Origin of the sequence: Streptococcus oralis subsp. dentisani, from assembly GCF_002096685.1 — a bacterium.
Lineage (GTDB): Bacteria > Bacillota > Bacilli > Lactobacillales > Streptococcaceae > Streptococcus > Streptococcus oralis_AD.
This window is the reverse complement of sequence record NZ_NCVA01000038.1, coordinates 67,914-84,237: the sequence shown is the minus strand read 5'-3', so window position 1 is coordinate 84,237 and position 16,324 is coordinate 67,914. Positions and strand designations below refer to the sequence as shown.

The window sequence follows — 16,324 nt, the reverse complement described above, 5'->3', positions numbered from 1 at the left end:
TTCTAAAACCTATTGACAAATGCAAAAGATTTGATTATAGTTAATATTATAATAAATGAAAGCGCGAACTTAATTCGTCAGAGGTAATAACATGACAAGATTTAAAATTGAGGACGATTTCTATTTAGACGAAAAACCGTTCAAGATTTTGTCCGGCGCCATTCATTATTTTAGGATTCCAGCAGAGGATTGGTATCATTCTCTCTATAACTTAAAGGCGCTTGGCTTTAATACAGTCGAGACCTATGTGGCTTGGAATTTACACGAACCTGTTGAAGGGGAGTTTGATTTTGAAGGTGCCAGAAATTTGGAGAGATTTCTTCAAATTGCACAAGATCTGGGTCTCTATGCTATTGTACGCCCGTCTCCATTTATCTGTGCAGAATGGGAATTTGGTGGCTTGCCGGCTTGGCTCTTGACCAAGGACATGCGAATCCGCTCGTCCGACCCAGCCTACATAGAGGCTGTTGCTCGCTATTATGACCAATTATTGCCAAGGCTTGTACCTCGCTTGTTGGATAATGGCGGAAACATTCTCATGATGCAAGTCGAAAATGAATATGGCTCTTATGGAGAAGATAAGTCTTATCTACGAGCCATTCGGAAATTGATGGAAGACCGAGGGATTGATTGCCCACTCTTTACTTCAGATGGTCCATGGAGGGCTACTCTGAAAGCCGGAACCTTGATCGAAGACGACCTCTTTGTGACAGGAAACTTCGGTTCTAAAGCTCCGTACAACTTTTCACAGATGCAGGAATTCTTTGATGAGTATGGCAAGAAATGGCCCCTCATGTGTATGGAATTCTGGGACGGCTGGTTCAACCGTTGGAAAGAACCCATCATCACACGTGATCCTAAAGAATTGGCAGAAGCTGTTCGAGAGGTTTTGGAGCAAGGTTCGATTAACCTTTATATGTTCCATGGCGGAACAAACTTTGGTTTCATGAATGGTTGCTCGGCTCGAGGAACTTTGGACTTGCCACAAGTTACATCTTACGACTATGATGCCCTTCTCGATGAAGAAGGAAATCCAACTGCTAAATACCTAGCGGTTAAGAAGATGATGGCAACACACTTCCCAGAGTATCCACAGTTGGAACCGCTCTATAAGAAAAGCATGGAGATAGAGGCCATTCCATTAGTCGAAAAAGTTTCCTTGTTTGAAACCCTGGATAGTCTCTCTAGTCCTACTGAAAGCCTCTATCCAAAAGCGATGGAAGAACTTGGTCAAAGTTATGGCTACCTTCTCTACCGCACTGAGGCAAGTTGGGATGCAGAAGAGGAACGCCTCCGTATCATCGATGGACGTGACCGAGCTCAACTCTTTGTAGATGGTCAATGGATTGCTACTCAATACCAGACAGAGATTGGTGAAGATATCTACTGTCAGGGCAACCGAGAAGGCTTTTCAGAGATTGATATCCTGATCGAAAATATGGGGCGTGTCAACTACGGACATAAGTTCTTGGCAGATACGCAACATAAAGGAATTCGTACAGGTGTCTGCAAGGATCTACATTTCTTACTAAATTGGAAACAATATCCACTACCACTGGATAATCCTGAGAAGATTGATTTTTCAAAAGGATGGACAGAAGGACAACCAGCCTTTTACGCTTTCGACTTTACTGTTGAAGAGCCGAAGGATACCTACTTAGACTTGTCTGAGTTTGGTAAGGGAGTTGCCTTTGTCAACGGGCGTCACCTAGGACGTTTCTGGAATGTCGGCCCGACCCTCTCACTTTATATCCCTCATAGTTATCTCAAGGAAGGTGCTAACCGCATCATCATCTTTGAAACTGAAGGTGAATATAAAGAAGAGATTCATTTAACTCGTAAACCTACACTAAAACACATAAAGGGGGAAAACTTATGACAATTGTAGGATGCCGTATCGATGGACGTTTGATCCACGGTCAAGTAGCCAATCTTTGGGCTGGGAAACTAAACGTTTCGCGCATTATGGTTGTAGACGATGAAGTCGTTAACAACGATATTGAAAAGAGTGGTTTGAAACTTGCGACACCACCAGGTGTGAAACTCAGTATCTTGCCAGTTGAGAAAGCAGCAGCGAATATCCTTGCTGGTAAATACGATAGCCAACGTCTCTTTATCGTTGCACGTAAACCAGACCGTTTCCTTGGTTTGGTCGAAGCAGGTGTTCCGCTTGAAACACTCAACGTCGGCAATATGTCTCAAACACCAGAAACTCGCTCTATCACACGTTCTATCAACGTGGTAGACAAGGATGTGGAAGATTTCCACAAACTAGCAGAAAAAGGTGTGAAACTCACTGCTCAAATGGTCCCAAATGATCCAGTTTCAGACTTTTTGAGCTTATTAAAATAGGAAAAAATTTTTAGGAGGTCATTGTTATGATACAATGGTGGCAAATTTTACTTCTCACTTTGTACTCAGCTTATCAAATCTGTGATGAGTTGACAATCGTTTCATCTGCAGGTTCCCCTGTATTCGCTGGTTTCATTACTGGTTTGATCATGGGAGATGTGACAACTGGTTTGTTTATCGGTGGTAGCTTGCAGTTGTTCGTTCTCGGGGTTGGTACCTTCGGTGGTGCTTCTCGTATCGACGCAACTTCTGGTGCGGTTCTTGCAACAGCATTCTCTATCTCTCAAGGTATTGATACAGATCTTGCGATCACAACAATCGCTGTACCAGTAGCAGCACTTTTGACATACTTCGACGTTCTTGGACGTATGACTACTACTTTCTTTGCACACCGTATTGATGCTGCAATCGAACGCTTTGACTACAAAGGTATCGAGCGCAACTACCTACTTGGTGCAGTGCCTTGGGCTCTTTCTCGTGCCCTTCCAGTATTCTTCGCTCTTGCTTTTGGTGGTGCTTTCGTACAATCAGTAGTAGACCTAGTTAAAGAATATCAATGGGTTGCAGACGGTTTGACACTTGCAGGTCGTATGCTTCCAGGTCTTGGATTCGCAATCTTGCTTCGTTACCTTCCAGTTAAACGTAACCTTCACTACCTTGCAATGGGATTCGGTTTGACAGCTATGTTGACTGTACTTTACTCAAACGTAACAAGTCTTGGTGGAGCAGTTGCGGGTATCCTTGGTACTCTTCCTGCTGATGTTGCTGAAAAGATTGGCTTTGCTAACAACTTCAAAGGTTTGTCTATGATCGGTATCTCTATCGTAGGTATCTTCCTTGCAGTTGTTCACTTTAAGAACAGCCAAAAAGTAGCTGTAGCAGCACCTTCTACACCATCAGAAAGTGGGGAAATTGAAGATGACGAATTCTAATTACAAACTTACAAAAGAAGATTTTAATCAAATCAACAAACGTAGCTTGTTTACTTTCCAATTAGGTTGGAACTACGAACGTATGCAAGCTTCTGGTTACCTTTACATGATCTTGCCTCAATTGCGTAAAATGTATGGGGATGGAACTCCTGAATTGAAAGAAATGATGAAAGTTCATACTCAATTCTTCAATACTTCACCATTCTTCCACACAATTATCGCTGGTTTTGACCTTGCCATGGAAGAAAAAGATGGTGTGGGTTCAAAAGATGCCGTTAACGGTATCAAGACAGGTTTGATGGGACCATTTGCTCCTCTTGGAGATACAATCTTTGGTTCACTTGTACCTGCTATCATGGGATCTATCGCAGCAACTATGGCTATCGCTGGCCAACCATGGGGTATCTTCCTTTGGATCGCAGTTGCAGTTGCTTATGATATCTTCCGTTGGAAACAATTGGAATTTGCCTACAAAGAAGGGGTTAACCTTATCAACAACATGCAAAGTACCTTGACAGCTTTGATTGACGCTGCATCTGTACTTGGTGTCTTCATGATGGGTGCTCTTGTAGCAACAATGATCAACTTTGACATTTCTTACAAATTGCCAATCGGTGAAAAGATGATTGACTTCCAAGACATCTTGAACTCAATCTTCCCACGCTTGCTTCCAGCAATCTTTACTGCCTTTATCTTCTGGTTGCTTGGTAAGAAAGGTATGAACTCTACTAAAGCGATCGGTATCATTATCGTTCTTGCAGTAGGTCTTTCATTCATCGGTAAATTCTTGCTTGGAATGGGCGCATAATTTATGAGTAAATCATTAATTTTGGTGAGTCATGGTCGTTTCTGTGAAGAACTGAAAGGTAGCACAGAAATGATCATGGGTCCACAGGACAACATTCACGCAGTGGCTCTTCTTCCAGAAGATGGTCCAGAAGAATTTACTGCAAAATTTGAAGCTGCTATCGAAGGATTGGATGATTTCCTAGTCTTTGCGGACCTTCTCGGTGGAACACCATGTAACGTGGTAAGCCGTTTGATTATGGAAGGCCGCGACATTGAACTCTACGCAGGAATGAATCTTCCAATGGTGATTGAATTTATCAATGCCAGCCTTACAGGTGCAGATGCGGACTACAAGAGCCGTGCTGCAGAAAGCATTGTAAAAGTCAACGATCTGTTAGCTGGCTTCGATGATGACGAAGATGAATAAGATGTGACTTAGAGCATCTTATATAGAATATACATGGGAATGGGAGTCAATCCCGTTCCCATATTTTCAATAGGAATGAAACAACAATAGATTAGAGGAACTCTATGCTAAATTACACAAAAGAAGAATTACTTGAACTGGGTGCAGAAATCACGACTCGTGAGATCTACCAACAGCCTGATGTATGGAAAGAGGCTTTTGAAGCCTATAAAGCAAAACGGGAAGAAATTGCAGCCTTCCTACAAGGGATTGCGGATAAACATGACTATATTAAGGTTATCTTGACAGGTGCTGGGACTTCTGCTTATGTGGGAGATACCTTGGTGCCTTACTTTAAGGAAGTCTATGACGAACGCAAATGGAATTTCAATGCCATTGCGACAACTGATATTGTTGCCAATCCAGAAACTTATTTGAAAAAAGATGTGGCGACTGTCCTTGTATCCTTTGCTCGTAGTGGGAATTCGCCTGAAAGTGTGGCGACGGTTGATTTGGCTAAAGCCTTGGTTGATGACCTCTATCAAGTGACCATTACATGTGCTGCAGAAGGGAAATTGGCTTTACAAGCTCATGGCGATGACCGCAATCTCTTACTCTTGCAACCAGCTGCTTCGAATGACGCTGGATTTGCCATGACTTCTAGCTTTACGTCTATGATGCTAACAGCTCTCTTGGTCTTTGATCCTACAGAATTTGCTGTGAAAGCTGAACGTTTTGAAGTTGTGACGAGCCTTGCGCGTAAGGTTCTAGACAATGCAGAAGATGTCAAAGAGCTGGTTGACCTTGACTTTAACCGTGTCATCTACCTAGGCGCTGGTCCTTTCTTTGGCCTTGCTCATGAAGCTCAGTTGAAGATTTTGGAACTAACAGCTGGTCAAGTGGCGACTATGTATGAAAGCCCAGTTGGCTTCCGTCACGGTCCAAAATCATTGATCAACGAAGACACAGTTGTTTTGATCTTTGGCACAACGACAGACTACACTCGCAAGTACGATTTGGACTTGGTTCGTGAAGTTGCTGGTGATCATATTGCTCGTCGTGTTGTGCTTTTGAGTGATCAAGCCTTTGGTCTTGAAAATGTCAAAGAAGTGGCCCTTGGTTGTGGCGGTGTCTTGAACGATATTTACCGTGTCTTCCCTTACATCGTTTATGCCCAACTCTTTGCCCTATTGACTTCACTCAAGGTAGAAAATAAACCAGATACACCGTCTCCTACAGGTACCGTAAATCGTGTGGTACAAGGTGTTATCATTCATGACTATCAAAAGTAAGGAAGTGTCTATGAATAAACTACAATTAAGTCCTAATAAAGTAGCTTGCTTGCAAAAACTCTCTGACGAGAACGGCATTATTTCAGCTCTTGCCTTTGACCAACGTGGCGCTTTGAAACGCCTCATGGCTCAATACCAAACAGAAGAGCCAACAGTGGCTCAAATGGAAGAACTCAAAGTCTTGGTAGCAGATGAATTGACAAAATACGCATCCTCTATGCTCCTTGACCCTGAGTATGGTCTCCCAGCTACAAAAGCGCTTGATGCCAATGCTGGTCTTCTCCTTGCTTATGAGAAGACTGGCTACGATACAACAAGCACCAAACGCTTGCCTGACTGCTTGGATGTTTGGTCTGTAAAACGTATCAAAGAACAAGGTGCAGATGCTGTCAAGTTCTTGCTTTACTATGACGTAGATAGCTCTGACGAACTCAACCAACAAAAACAAGCCTACATCGAACGCATTGGTTCAGAGTGTGTGGCGGAAGACATCCCATTCTTCCTTGAAATCTTGGCTTACGATGAAAAAATCGCTGACGCAGGTTCTGCAGAATATGCTAAAGTGAAACCACACAAGGTTATCGGTGCCATGAAGATCTTCTCAGACCCACGATTTAACATCGATGTCTTGAAAGTAGAAGTTCCAGTCAATGTGAAATACGTTGAAGGCTTTGGTGAAGGTGAAATCGTGCATACACGCGAAGAAGCGGCAGCTTTCTTCAAAGCGCAAGACGAAGCAACTAACTTGCCATATATTTACTTGAGTGCGGGTGTATCAGCTAAACTCTTCCAAGAAACACTTGTCTTTGCCCACGAATCAGGCGCAAACTTCAACGGTGTTCTTTGTGGCCGTGCAACATGGGCAGGATCAGTTGAAGCTTACATCAAAGACGGTGAGGCAGCAGCTCGTGAATGGCTACGTACAACAGGTTTTGAGAACATTGATGAACTCAACAAGGTTCTTCAAACAACAGCGACTTCATGGACTGAACGTGTGGAAGCATAAAACAGGTATAGAAGAATCCCTTTTTGTCAAGAAAACTCTTAAGGTTTTCTGACAAAGGATTCTGAAAATAGAAACTACAACCATAGATGGTGAATAGGCTTTCTATGGTTTGTTTACTTAAGAGAAATGGATCAAAGGAGAGAAGAATGAAAGCATGCACAGAGCGTGTATTTGGAAATCATGAGGGTAAGGATGTCTTGGCCTATCGCTTTGAGACTGACAGTGGCTACCAACTAGAAATAATGACTTATGGTGCGACCATCTTGCGCTATGTCACACCTGATAAGGCTGGAAACTTTGCCAATGTAATTTTGGGCTTTGATGATTTTGCTAGCTATGTAGGCAATAGTCCCAAGCATGGAGCAAGTGTAGGTCCTGTAGCGGGCCGTATTGCAGGTGCGACATTTGAACTCAATGGCCAGACCTATGACCTTGAAGTCAACAACGCTAGTAACTGTAACCACAGTGGTTCGACAGGTTGGGATTCGAGCTTGTTTGAATTGGTCGAAGTGAGCGACCATGGTTTGACCCTATACACAGAGCGTACAGACGGGACAGGAGGATTTCCCGGTAATCTCAAGATCTGGATTAGCTACTACTTGGAAGAAACTGGTGCCTACGAAGTCAGCTACAAGGTAACGACAGATCAAGATACGCTTGTCAATCCAACTAATCACAGCTACTTCAACTTGTCTGGTGATTTCACGCAGACAATTGACCGCCATGTCTTCCAACTAAATACGAAGGGCATTTACCCAATTGCTCCGGACGGTGTTCCGGCTAAGACTCCAGATGCTACTCGTGATGTGGTGAAACACATCTACAATGGTGCTTTGCTCAAGGATATCTTTGCAGAGGAAGATGAGCAAATCCAGTTGGTATCTGGTTTGGATCACCCATTTGCTCTTCCTGCCGGTCATGACAATGCTGGTTTCCTTTATGACCAAAATTCAGGTCGCTTCTTGCTTTTCAAGACAGAGGCTCCATGTTTTGTGGTCTACACAGCAAACTTTGTGGATGAGAGTGTGCTCATAGCTGGTCAGCCAATGGTACAGCACAATGGGATTGCCCTTGAAGCGCAAGCTTTACCAGATGCCATTCATAGCGACCTCAAAGACCAAGTCATTCTCAAAGCAGGGGAAACCTTTACTAGTAAAACTCGCTACGAGCTGGTTGTTAAATAAAAAGAAGAGCTGGTTTCCAGCTCTTTTGAGTTGACTTCGTTGACATTATATCTCAATAGTGTATAATTGCTGTAACTAATAAAGTTACAACAAAAGGAGACACCCCCTATGACTTATGCATACCAGAGCCACATTTACCTAGCAGAAGTGGTTTTAAATGTCAAGGATTTGGCAAGTCAAACGGCTTTTTATCACCAGATTATTGGCTTGGAGATTTTATCCCAAACAGAGACAGAAGCGATTTTGGGACTTGGTAAAAAAGCCTTGGTCCACTTGATTGCGACAGAAAAAGCTGGGGAAGTAAGGGAGCATTATGGGCTCTACCATCTGGCGATTTTGTTGCCGACACGAAAAGCCTTGGCAGATGTCTTGAAGCACATAAGTGACTTGCGGATTCCTCTGGTTGGGGGTGCAGATCATGGATACAGTGAGGCTATTTATCTAGAGGATTTGGAAGGAAATGGCATTGAACTCTACCGTGATAAGCCAGTGTCTTCATGGGATATTCGAGAAGATGGTCGCATTATCGGTGTGACCGAAGTCCTTGCGGCACAGGACATCTATGAGTTAGGAGAAAAGGTGGATCCCTTTATCCTAGCTGAAGGGACGAGAATGGGGCATATCCATCTATCGGTTAAGGATAGTCGCGCGGCGAGTCAGTTTTATCAAAAGGCGTTAGGACTAGAAGATAAATTTAGCATTCCTAGTGCTAGTTGGATAGCGGCTGGTCAGTACCATCACCACCTGGCTGTCAACGAATGGGCTGGAAAAGGGCTAGCTCCGCGTGAGCAAGGCTTGCCAGGTTTGGCTTACTATGTCCTTGAAGTCGAAAGCAAGGAAGAACTTCTAGCCATCGTTAAGCAAGCACAAGAGCTAGAAGCACCGATCAAGTGGCTAAATTCGAGTGAACTGAATCTTGTAGACCCGGATGGAATTGTGACTCGCATTCGCTTGGCACGATGAGATGTGAAAAACACATCATTTATTTTAGAGACATAGAAAAAGGCGGACAAGCTCGTATTCTGTTTTTAGAATGCGGACTTGTTCGCTTTTTATGAAATGATAAAGAGTAAAAGAGTTATAGCTATAACCAGATGGTAAAGGTAATCACCTGCTTTTTGTAGGTGACAAAGATTTTCCCTCTAAACAGGCTGACAAGGTGTTGAGCCATAGAGAGGCCAATGCCATACCCAGAGGTGGTTTGGTTATTGTGTGATGTTTCAGCGCGATAAAAGCGGTCAAAGAAGCGTTTAATATTGGCAGGCCGCCCGTCTTTGTAGTCGTTAGACACAGTGATACAGGTGCGCTTGCGTAGGAGATAGGCTTTGCGTTTGAGAGTTAGACGGATAGTGCCTGCTGGATCACAGTATTTGCGGGCATTGTCAAGAAGAATGCTAAGAAGCTCATAAAATTCCTCTTGGGCTACTTTTTCTATGATATCTGCTTCAATCAGACTTTCAAAGTTTTTATCTTCCTTTTTAAAGAGGGGAGCAAAATCTGTCGCAACTTTCTCAGCGATAAGCGAGATATTTTGCTGGGTTAGCTTGATGTCTTCTTGTTCTTCGAGACGAGCGAGACGAATGAGTCGCCCGATTAGGTGATTGAGCCGCTCGGTTTGTTCTTTGGTGCTGACGCTCCACTCGGTCTCCCCTTCCATGAGTTCCTGAAGCTCGGTATTGGCTGAGATGATAGCCAGTGGTGTTTTGAGTTCATGCCCTGCATTGGTGATAAACATTCGTTGCTTTTCATAGTTTTTGACGAAGGGACGGATAACAATCCCAGAAATCAAGGTAAAGAGCAGAGCAAGGAGAAATAGGCTAGCCAGTGATAACCAAATAGAGACTTGAAAGAGGGTGTCCCGTTCGCGAATGTAGTTGGTAGCTTCAAAGAAGACTAGGAGCTTACCCGAAGCTGTCTGACTAATCTGGTAGGTGAAGTGGCGCCCGTTGCGAGTAATCGTGCCATAGGTTTCCGGTTTTTTAAGAATTTTCTGGAGAAAACCTCTGACGTCTGCTTCGGTCAGTGATTGGACATTCCCTAGAGAAATAGTGTAGTCATTCCCCTTTTCTCTGACAGAGAAGTACTGAAAATTGTAGATAATCCCTTCCTGGATGTTCTTTTTGGTGAAATTTTCCTTGGTTTCATCTGTGATTGGGAGTTCGCCTTCATTTTTAGACAAGATGGAGAGGACGGTTTGGATATTATCCTCTGTCTGAGTATAGACGATGCTATTCATCAAGACCAGAAAGAAAGCAAGAATCAGAGCGATAGCAGCAGTGGCTGTGACAATAAACTTGATGCGTAGTTTTCGAAACATCTAGTCTCCTCCTATCAGTTGGAAAGGCCCTTCTGCAGATCCTAAGATTTGCAAGTTGGACTGAACGCTTTGGAGTTTTTGGCGGAGATAGGAAATATAGAGAAAAACGAGCTCGTAATCACTTTCTTCCAGCTCCTCTGGCCAGACTTGCTCTAGTAGTTGTTGACAACTGAGGGTCTGGTTAGCATGCTGAATGAGGAGGGTCAAGAGTTGAGTCTCCTTTTTCCCTAAACGAATGCTGTTTGTAGCAGCTAATTCTTGTTCGTCAATATCCAAGCGAGTATTTCCTAATTGGACCGTATCTGGGGTATAGTCCTCCAGACGGCGGGCAGTAGAACGGAGCCTAGCCAATAGTTCCTTGAGTGAGAAGGGCTTGGTCAAGTAGTCGTCGGCACCTGCATCGAGTCCGGTTACACGATCATCTACTTCAGCCATGGCTGTCAGCATGATGATGTGGGTCGTATTGCCCAACTGGCGGATTTCTTTGAGGGCTTCGATTCCAGTTTTAATTGGCATCATGATGTCAAAAATCATGAGGTGATAGTGGTTAGTTGTAGCTTTTTCGACAGCATCTTGTCCATTAAAAACAGAATCAACGCTATAGCCTTCGCGTTCTAAAGCAACAGTGATGACGCGATTTAGTTGAGTTTCATCTTCGGCAAGTAGGATTTTCATAGGTTCTCCTTAGTCTTGGTCAGATCGCTGAATCAAATCACGGATGGTCTGCATGGTCAAGTCGCATGAAGCAAGCTCATCGGCACAACGTTTGAGCTCGCGCGTGATTCGTTCAGGATTTTGGATGTTTTTCTTGTACTTCATCTGGTGCTAAAGGCTGGCCCAAGAGTCCATAGCAATCGTGCGTAGCTGGATCTCGATAAAGTAGGTACCTTGGGCATTTCCCAGGGAATCTGGATAGGGAGTGGTCACTTCGAGGATCAGATGATAGGAGCGGTAGCCATTGGGCTTGACCTGACGAATATAGTCCTTCTCCTTAAAAATCTGGATGGTGGGTATCTGACGAATATACTCTACGATGCGGTAGATATCATCTGTAAAGCCTGTGATGATACGAACGCCGATAGCATCTCGGATTTCTTTGAGAGCGGATTGACTCGTCTGAGGAAGGCCTTTGCGTTGGCATTTTTCACGCATACTTTTTTCTGTTTTGATGCGTGCATGCAAATGCTCATATAGTTTGAGGGAGGTTTCTTTTTTGTAATTAGCTGCGGCTTTTTCCATATCTTGAATAAAGGTCTGCAAGATAGTGGGTAAGTAGACTTCGCAAGGGCCATAGATAGAGTTCATAGGCTGGTCCATTCTAAGAATGACTCGTATTGCTACGAGCATAGATTCTAATAGTATTTGTCATTCTATTATACCATGAAAGCGATAGCAGGGTGAGATTCTATTGATAAAGAGGGAACGAGAATTTTGACAAAGGAGTCCATTAGAGATATAATGAAGAAAAATCGACCAAGGATAAGAAGATGACAAACTCAAAGTATATTACACGCCTGAAACGTTCAGAGGGGCAGTTGCGTGGAATTCAAAAGATGATCGATGAAGATCGTGATTGTGCAGATATCATTACCCAGTTGACAGCGGTTCGTTCGAGTGTGGAGCGCGTGATTGAGATGATCATTACCGAGAATCTCACAGCCTGCATCAACCAACCCCTAGACGACCCTGAGGCTCAAAAAGAGCGCTTAGAAAAAGCTGTTCAGTACCTTATCAAACGAAAATAGTAGTTCTCTATGTGATAGAACAAGGATAAGAAAGTAGATCACAGGTGGGAAAGATGACAAAAGAAGAACGAGCAGAAAAATGGTTTCAGAGTGTTCCTGAGGCAGAAGCTATTCCTATACAAACTAAAATGGAGATCTGTAGTCAGGCAGCGAAGCGAATGGCGTTTATCTGGCTTGGCCTACTTGGTGTGGAATGTTTGTTCCTATTCTGGGGCACTGGGGGCGAACTTTTTAATCAAGTAGCGGACTTTCTAAATCAGTTATCAGAAGGGAGCCCCACAAAAAATCGATATAAGGGTCTCGCACTTGCAGGGACTCTTATTTGTCTGCCTGTCTTGATCTTTCCTAGTGTTGTTGCCCATTTCTTTAGACAAGGTTGGATTCGAAAAGAGGCTGAAAAGGTTGTCAAAGAGATGGCCTCTGTTACAAGTGATCAGCCCTATCTAGATGGAGACGATAGAGCAGATTTTGCGAGCATTTCAGGAAGAATCTTTGCGGATTGGGTGCTAGATGATGGTGAGAAGGAACAAAATGGCTTTGGATTTGAGGAAGTATGGCAGCAACTGGCAGCCGTCCAAGATGGTGGTAGGGATTTTCTCACTTTAATACCTCAGCAACCAGTTAAACTAAAGGGGAGTCAGCTTGTATCGGATTTTGTACAGGTTTGTCAGGATGAAGATTCGGACGGTTTTCGTTTTGAGGTTAGTGTAGCTGATGCCGAACGGATCAACGAGAATGTAATCTACGAAAAAAATGGTCTGAGCGAGAAAGAAACTCAAGACTTGCTTCGGGCATATTTGGAGAACAGAGTTACATCGGACCTAGAAGACTGGGAAATTGTACTAGATATGCGGACAGATGAGCAGAAAAATATCGCAATCTATCAGGAAATAACCCAATTGCTAACAGATGATAGTGAGGTACGATCTCGTTTGACCTCCTGTTTTGAATCACCGAAAGCCTATTTCAAGCAGTATGCAGAGAGATATGACGAGCGAGGAATAAGCGAAGAGGTTGATGAAGCTACGATAAAATGGCTTGCTATTGCTGATGAACTGCTTGCTGTGGATGCAGTGATTGAGTTAGACTGGAAGACAGATAAGGATGAATTTCTGTACCAATTAACGCCTCTGGCAACTAAACAAACTCTTGATTTGGAGGAGAATTGGTTCGACGAGGGTGATGACATCCCTACTTGGTGTAAAATTTTGGACGAAAGATGGGCTGGACACGATTTCTGTCTTGCTTGTATGGATATTAATAGCGATAGTTATGTGCTATTTATCTGCAAGAGGGATATTCTGGAAAAATTAGTCACCTTGAGTCACACAATCAATCAGCGTTTCGGCCATGCAAAAAATATGTAATTGCTAGTGTATTTCAAGTAGGAAGTTCAAGATGACTTTTGCATTTAAGGATGCACCCAACACAGCCTGTATAGTTTGTTACCATGTCTTGGCTGGGAAAAATCCGATCACCTTTATCTCCCACGATGAAGAGGATGGCATGTGGCAATTTTTGTGTTCAGAAGACCACACTGGAGAGGATGCACGCCTCATTTCCCTAGCTGAAGCATTTAAACTAGACGCATCCATCGGACAAGTCGCGGATATACCTTGTGGCTATGCGGTGGAAAGAAAAGATGGGCTTGCTGGCTGGAAATCATGCCCATCCTAACAGTTGGGGCTCCGTCTAAGATAACTTGTATGAAAATGAAAGAAACCTAGAGATACTTGGATATAAATTGGAAGAAAACCCATTTTTCGGTATAATTAAAGGTAGTAAGACAAGTTAAAGGAGGCAAGCGAATGGAAGCATACGAAAAAGTAGTAGAGATGCTAAATGGGCTAGACATTCCTTTTGAAATCGTGGAGCACGAGCCAGCCTTGACGACAGAGCAAGCTGATAGCTTTATCGAAGGGATCGAAGGTGTCCGTACAAAAACCATGTTTCTCACCAACAAAAATAAAACAGCCTATTATCTCGTGATTATGGATGATAAGAAACGTTTGGATATGGACCTCTTGAAAGACTTGGTAGGAGCCAATAGAATCCGTATGGCTTCCTCTGAGAGCTTGTTTGAAAAAATGATGTTACCAGCAGGTGCAGTATCTCCATTTGGCTTGCTGAACAATGCTGACAAATATATTCAGATTTATTTCGACAAAGAAATCATGTCTGAAAAACGGATGAGTTTTCACCCCAATACCAATGAAAAAACTCTCTTTTTGGATACGACAGATATACTCAAATTCCTAGAAGCCATTGGTTATGAGGCTCATATCATTGAGTTATAAAGATTAAAGAAACCGACTAAGTTCATCTTAATCGGTTTTTTGATTATTCTACCTCACCTGGCCAGTGGTTCATACCACCTTCTACATTGGTAACGGTAAGGCCTTGGGCGCTGAGAAATTGACAGGCAGAGGCAGAACGCACTCCACCTTGACAAATGACATGGTATTCATGGTCAGGTTTGAGTTCTTTGTAGCCTTGCTCCAAGGTACTTAAAGGCAGATTTTTTGCACCTGGCGCATGTCCTGCTTGGAATTCATGTACTTCACGTACATCGATAAGATCTAGTTTTTCATTTTGATATTTTTCATAAAAGTCAGCCATGCTGATACTAGTTACCATATTCTACTCCTTCTGGGTTAGCCATTTTGTATAGTGAATAAGCGCCGTCAAGGTTTTGGACGGTAAATCCTGCTTGTTTGAGGATACGCTCTGCGATATAGCTGCGCAAACCACTGTGGCAGCTAACGATGTAGGCTTGGTTCTTGTCCAGTTCGTCCAAGCGTTCCCGTAGTTCGTTTAGGGGGATGTGGATGGTGTCGACTTTGAGTCGACCACTTTGGAATTCGCCACTGGTCCGCACGTCTAGGAATTTCTTTCCTTTAGCTAGTTCGTCTTCGAGCTGGTACCATTGAACGTTGTCGCTGAGACCTTCGATAAGGTTCAAGGCTGCGTAACCCAGCATATTGACGGGATCCTTAGCGGAGCCAAATGGTGGCGCGTAGGTGAACTCCAATTCTGGTAAGTCAAAGACGGTGAGATTTCCCTTGATAGCAGTTGCCAGGATATCGATTCGCTTGTCAACACCTTTCTTCCCGACTCCTTGGGCACCGTAGATTTTTCCAGTGGTTGGGTCAAAGAGGAGCTTCAAGGTCATATCAGTAGCGCCTGGATAATAACCAGCGTGGTCTTTCCCACTGACATGAAGGGCTTTATATGGGATTTGGTTGGTACGAAGAGTACGCTCGCTGAGACCAGTCGAAACAGCTGTCATATCAAAGGCACGAACGATAGCAGTGCCGATACTGCCCTTGTTTGTACGACCGAGTCCTGCGATGACGTCCGCCACTTGGCGTCCTTGACGATTGGCAGGAGAAGCTAGAGAGATGAGGGCATCTTGGCCAGTAATCTCTTGCTTGACGACGATGGCATCTCCAACTGCAAAAATATCTTTTTGACTGGTTTCGTAGTGTTCGTCGACCAAGATACCGCCACGTAGTCCCAGTTCAATCCCAGCTGCCTGAGCCAGTCCGTTTTCAGGTTCAACACCGACAGAAAGGATGGTGAGGTCAGAAGCAATCTTTTGACCATTTTCGAGAACGATGGTTTTTCCTTGCTCTTCAAATCGAGTCGCAGACTGAGAAGTGATAACGAGAACGCCGTTTTTGACCAATTCTGCTTGGACAAAGGCCGCCATTTCCTGATCTAATGGTGGCAAGACATGGGGTGCTTTCTCCACGATGGTGACTTGCAATCCACGTTTTGCCAGATTTTCAGCCATTTCAAGCCCGATAAAGCCTGCACCGATAACGACAGCTTCTTTTGGATGATTGTCCAAGGCTGCCATAATTTCGTCGAGATCAGGAACATTGCGAAGCGTGTAGGTATGCTTAGCTTCTGCCAAGCCTTCGATGGTAGGGATAAAGGGCTTGGCTCCTGGGGAGAGAATCAGCTTGTCGTAGCTTTCTGTGAATTCCTGTCCATCGTGTCGCACCGTTACAGTGTGTTCTTCTGGCGAAATCTGGATGACCTCGTGAAATGGCCGCACATCGAGATTAAAGCGTGCCCGGAGACTTTCAGGAGTTTGGACCAATAAACTCTCACGGTTTGCAATTTCTCCTGAAACATAGTAAGGAAGTCCGCAGTTTGCAAAGGAAACAAAGGGACCTTTCTCAAAAATAGTGATTTCAGCGTCTTCCATGAGGCGTCTGAGACGGGTTGCTGCTGACATACCGCCTGCAACTCCTCCGACAATGATAATTTTCATTGACTTTCTCCTTTATACT

Annotated in this window: 17 protein-coding genes and 1 pseudogene; 13 read left to right on the top strand and 5 right to left on the bottom strand. The window is 43.8% G+C overall.

Annotation, left to right across the window (positions count from 1 at the left end):
- The first annotated feature begins 91 nt into the window (after positions 1–91).
- The 9 genes from B7705_RS02565 to B7705_RS02525 all read left to right on the top strand — a co-directional run bounded on the left by B7705_RS02565 (position 92) and on the right by B7705_RS02525 (position 8,924).
- Positions 92–1,879 carry a glycoside hydrolase family 35 protein gene (locus B7705_RS02565; protein ID WP_084947493.1) on the top strand — a complete coding sequence of 596 codons (1,788 nt, stop codon included), beginning with the start codon at positions 92–94 and terminating at the stop codon, positions 1,877–1,879.
- A complete protein-coding gene (locus B7705_RS02560; RefSeq protein ID WP_000156968.1) occupies positions 1,876–2,352 on the top strand; it encodes a PTS sugar transporter subunit IIB in 477 nt (158 codons plus the stop codon). The genes B7705_RS02565 and B7705_RS02560 overlap by 4 nt, the downstream gene beginning before the upstream one ends.
- Positions 2,353–2,378: 26 nt before the next feature.
- Positions 2,379–3,284, top strand: coding sequence for a PTS mannose/fructose/sorbose/N-acetylgalactosamine transporter subunit IIC (locus tag B7705_RS02555; protein ID WP_084947490.1), 906 nt, complete (start codon positions 2,379–2,381; stop codon positions 3,282–3,284).
- The gene (locus tag B7705_RS02550) at positions 3,271–4,092 is read left to right on the top strand and encodes a PTS system mannose/fructose/sorbose family transporter subunit IID (RefSeq protein WP_000185284.1); all 822 of its coding nucleotides are present in this window, start codon (positions 3,271–3,273) and stop codon (positions 4,090–4,092) included. Before B7705_RS02555 ends, B7705_RS02550 begins: the two co-directional genes overlap by 14 nt.
- Positions 4,093–4,095: 3 nt before the next feature.
- Positions 4,096–4,500 carry a PTS sugar transporter subunit IIA gene (locus tag B7705_RS02545; protein ID WP_000045700.1) on the top strand — a complete coding sequence of 135 codons (405 nt, stop codon included), beginning with the start codon at positions 4,096–4,098 and terminating at the stop codon, positions 4,498–4,500.
- Positions 4,501–4,604: 104 nt separating this feature from the next.
- Positions 4,605–5,771, top strand: a complete 1,167-nt coding sequence (locus B7705_RS02540; protein WP_084947488.1) for an SIS domain-containing protein — start codon at positions 4,605–4,607, stop codon at positions 5,769–5,771.
- 10 nt (positions 5,772–5,781) lie between these two features.
- On the top strand, positions 5,782–6,777 hold the full coding sequence (gene lacD / locus B7705_RS02535; RefSeq protein WP_084947563.1) for a tagatose-bisphosphate aldolase: 996 nt from the start codon (positions 5,782–5,784) through the stop codon (positions 6,775–6,777).
- Positions 6,778–6,923: 146 nt separating this feature from the next.
- Positions 6,924–7,961 carry an aldose epimerase family protein gene (locus B7705_RS02530; RefSeq protein ID WP_084947485.1) on the top strand — a complete coding sequence of 346 codons (1,038 nt, stop codon included), beginning with the start codon at positions 6,924–6,926 and terminating at the stop codon, positions 7,959–7,961.
- Positions 7,962–8,069: 108 nt separating this feature from the next.
- Complete coding sequence (locus tag B7705_RS02525) at positions 8,070–8,924, top strand: VOC family protein (RefSeq protein WP_084947483.1); 855 nt, start codon at positions 8,070–8,072, stop codon at positions 8,922–8,924.
- Positions 8,925–9,045: 121 nt separating this feature from the next.
- Here the strand turns inward: B7705_RS02525 and B7705_RS02520 are convergent, their stop codons facing one another.
- The 3 genes and pseudogenes from B7705_RS02520 to B7705_RS02510 all read right to left on the bottom strand — a co-directional run bounded on the left by B7705_RS02520 (position 9,046) and on the right by B7705_RS02510 (position 11,583).
- On the bottom strand, positions 9,046–10,278 hold the full coding sequence (locus B7705_RS02520) for a sensor histidine kinase (protein WP_084947481.1): 1,233 nt from the start codon (positions 10,276–10,278) through the stop codon (positions 9,046–9,048).
- The gene (locus B7705_RS02515) at positions 10,279–10,953 is read right to left on the bottom strand and encodes a response regulator transcription factor (RefSeq protein ID WP_084947478.1); all 675 of its coding nucleotides are present in this window, start codon (positions 10,951–10,953) and stop codon (positions 10,279–10,281) included.
- A gap of 9 nt (positions 10,954–10,962) precedes the next feature.
- Positions 10,963–11,583, bottom strand: a pseudogene (locus tag B7705_RS02510) (GTP pyrophosphokinase).
- 182 nt (positions 11,584–11,765) lie between these two features.
- Here B7705_RS02510 and B7705_RS02505 point away from each other — a divergent pair.
- From B7705_RS02505 to B7705_RS02490, 4 genes are all read left to right on the top strand, one after another.
- Complete coding sequence (locus B7705_RS02505) at positions 11,766–12,023, top strand: metal-sensitive transcriptional regulator (protein ID WP_000185156.1); 258 nt, start codon at positions 11,766–11,768, stop codon at positions 12,021–12,023.
- Between the two features lie 53 nt (positions 12,024–12,076).
- Positions 12,077–13,390, top strand: a complete 1,314-nt coding sequence (locus B7705_RS02500; RefSeq protein WP_084947476.1) for a DUF6630 family protein — start codon at positions 12,077–12,079, stop codon at positions 13,388–13,390.
- Positions 13,391–13,421: 31 nt separating this feature from the next.
- Entirely contained in the window at positions 13,422–13,700 is a 279-nt protein-coding gene (locus B7705_RS02495) for a hypothetical protein (protein WP_084947473.1), read from the top strand.
- A 131-nt stretch (positions 13,701–13,831) separates the two neighbouring features.
- On the top strand, positions 13,832–14,320 hold the full coding sequence (locus tag B7705_RS02490) for a prolyl-tRNA synthetase associated domain-containing protein (protein WP_084947470.1): 489 nt from the start codon (positions 13,832–13,834) through the stop codon (positions 14,318–14,320).
- A gap of 43 nt (positions 14,321–14,363) precedes the next feature.
- Here B7705_RS02490 and B7705_RS02485 read toward each other — a convergent pair whose 3' ends face one another.
- Positions 14,364–14,660, bottom strand: coding sequence for a rhodanese-like domain-containing protein (locus B7705_RS02485; protein WP_084947468.1), 297 nt, complete (start codon positions 14,658–14,660; stop codon positions 14,364–14,366).
- A complete protein-coding gene (locus B7705_RS02480; protein WP_084947465.1) occupies positions 14,650–16,305 on the bottom strand; it encodes an FAD-dependent oxidoreductase in 1,656 nt (551 codons plus the stop codon). Before B7705_RS02480 ends, B7705_RS02485 begins: the two co-directional genes overlap by 11 nt.
- Positions 16,306–16,324: the final 19 nt, after the last annotated feature.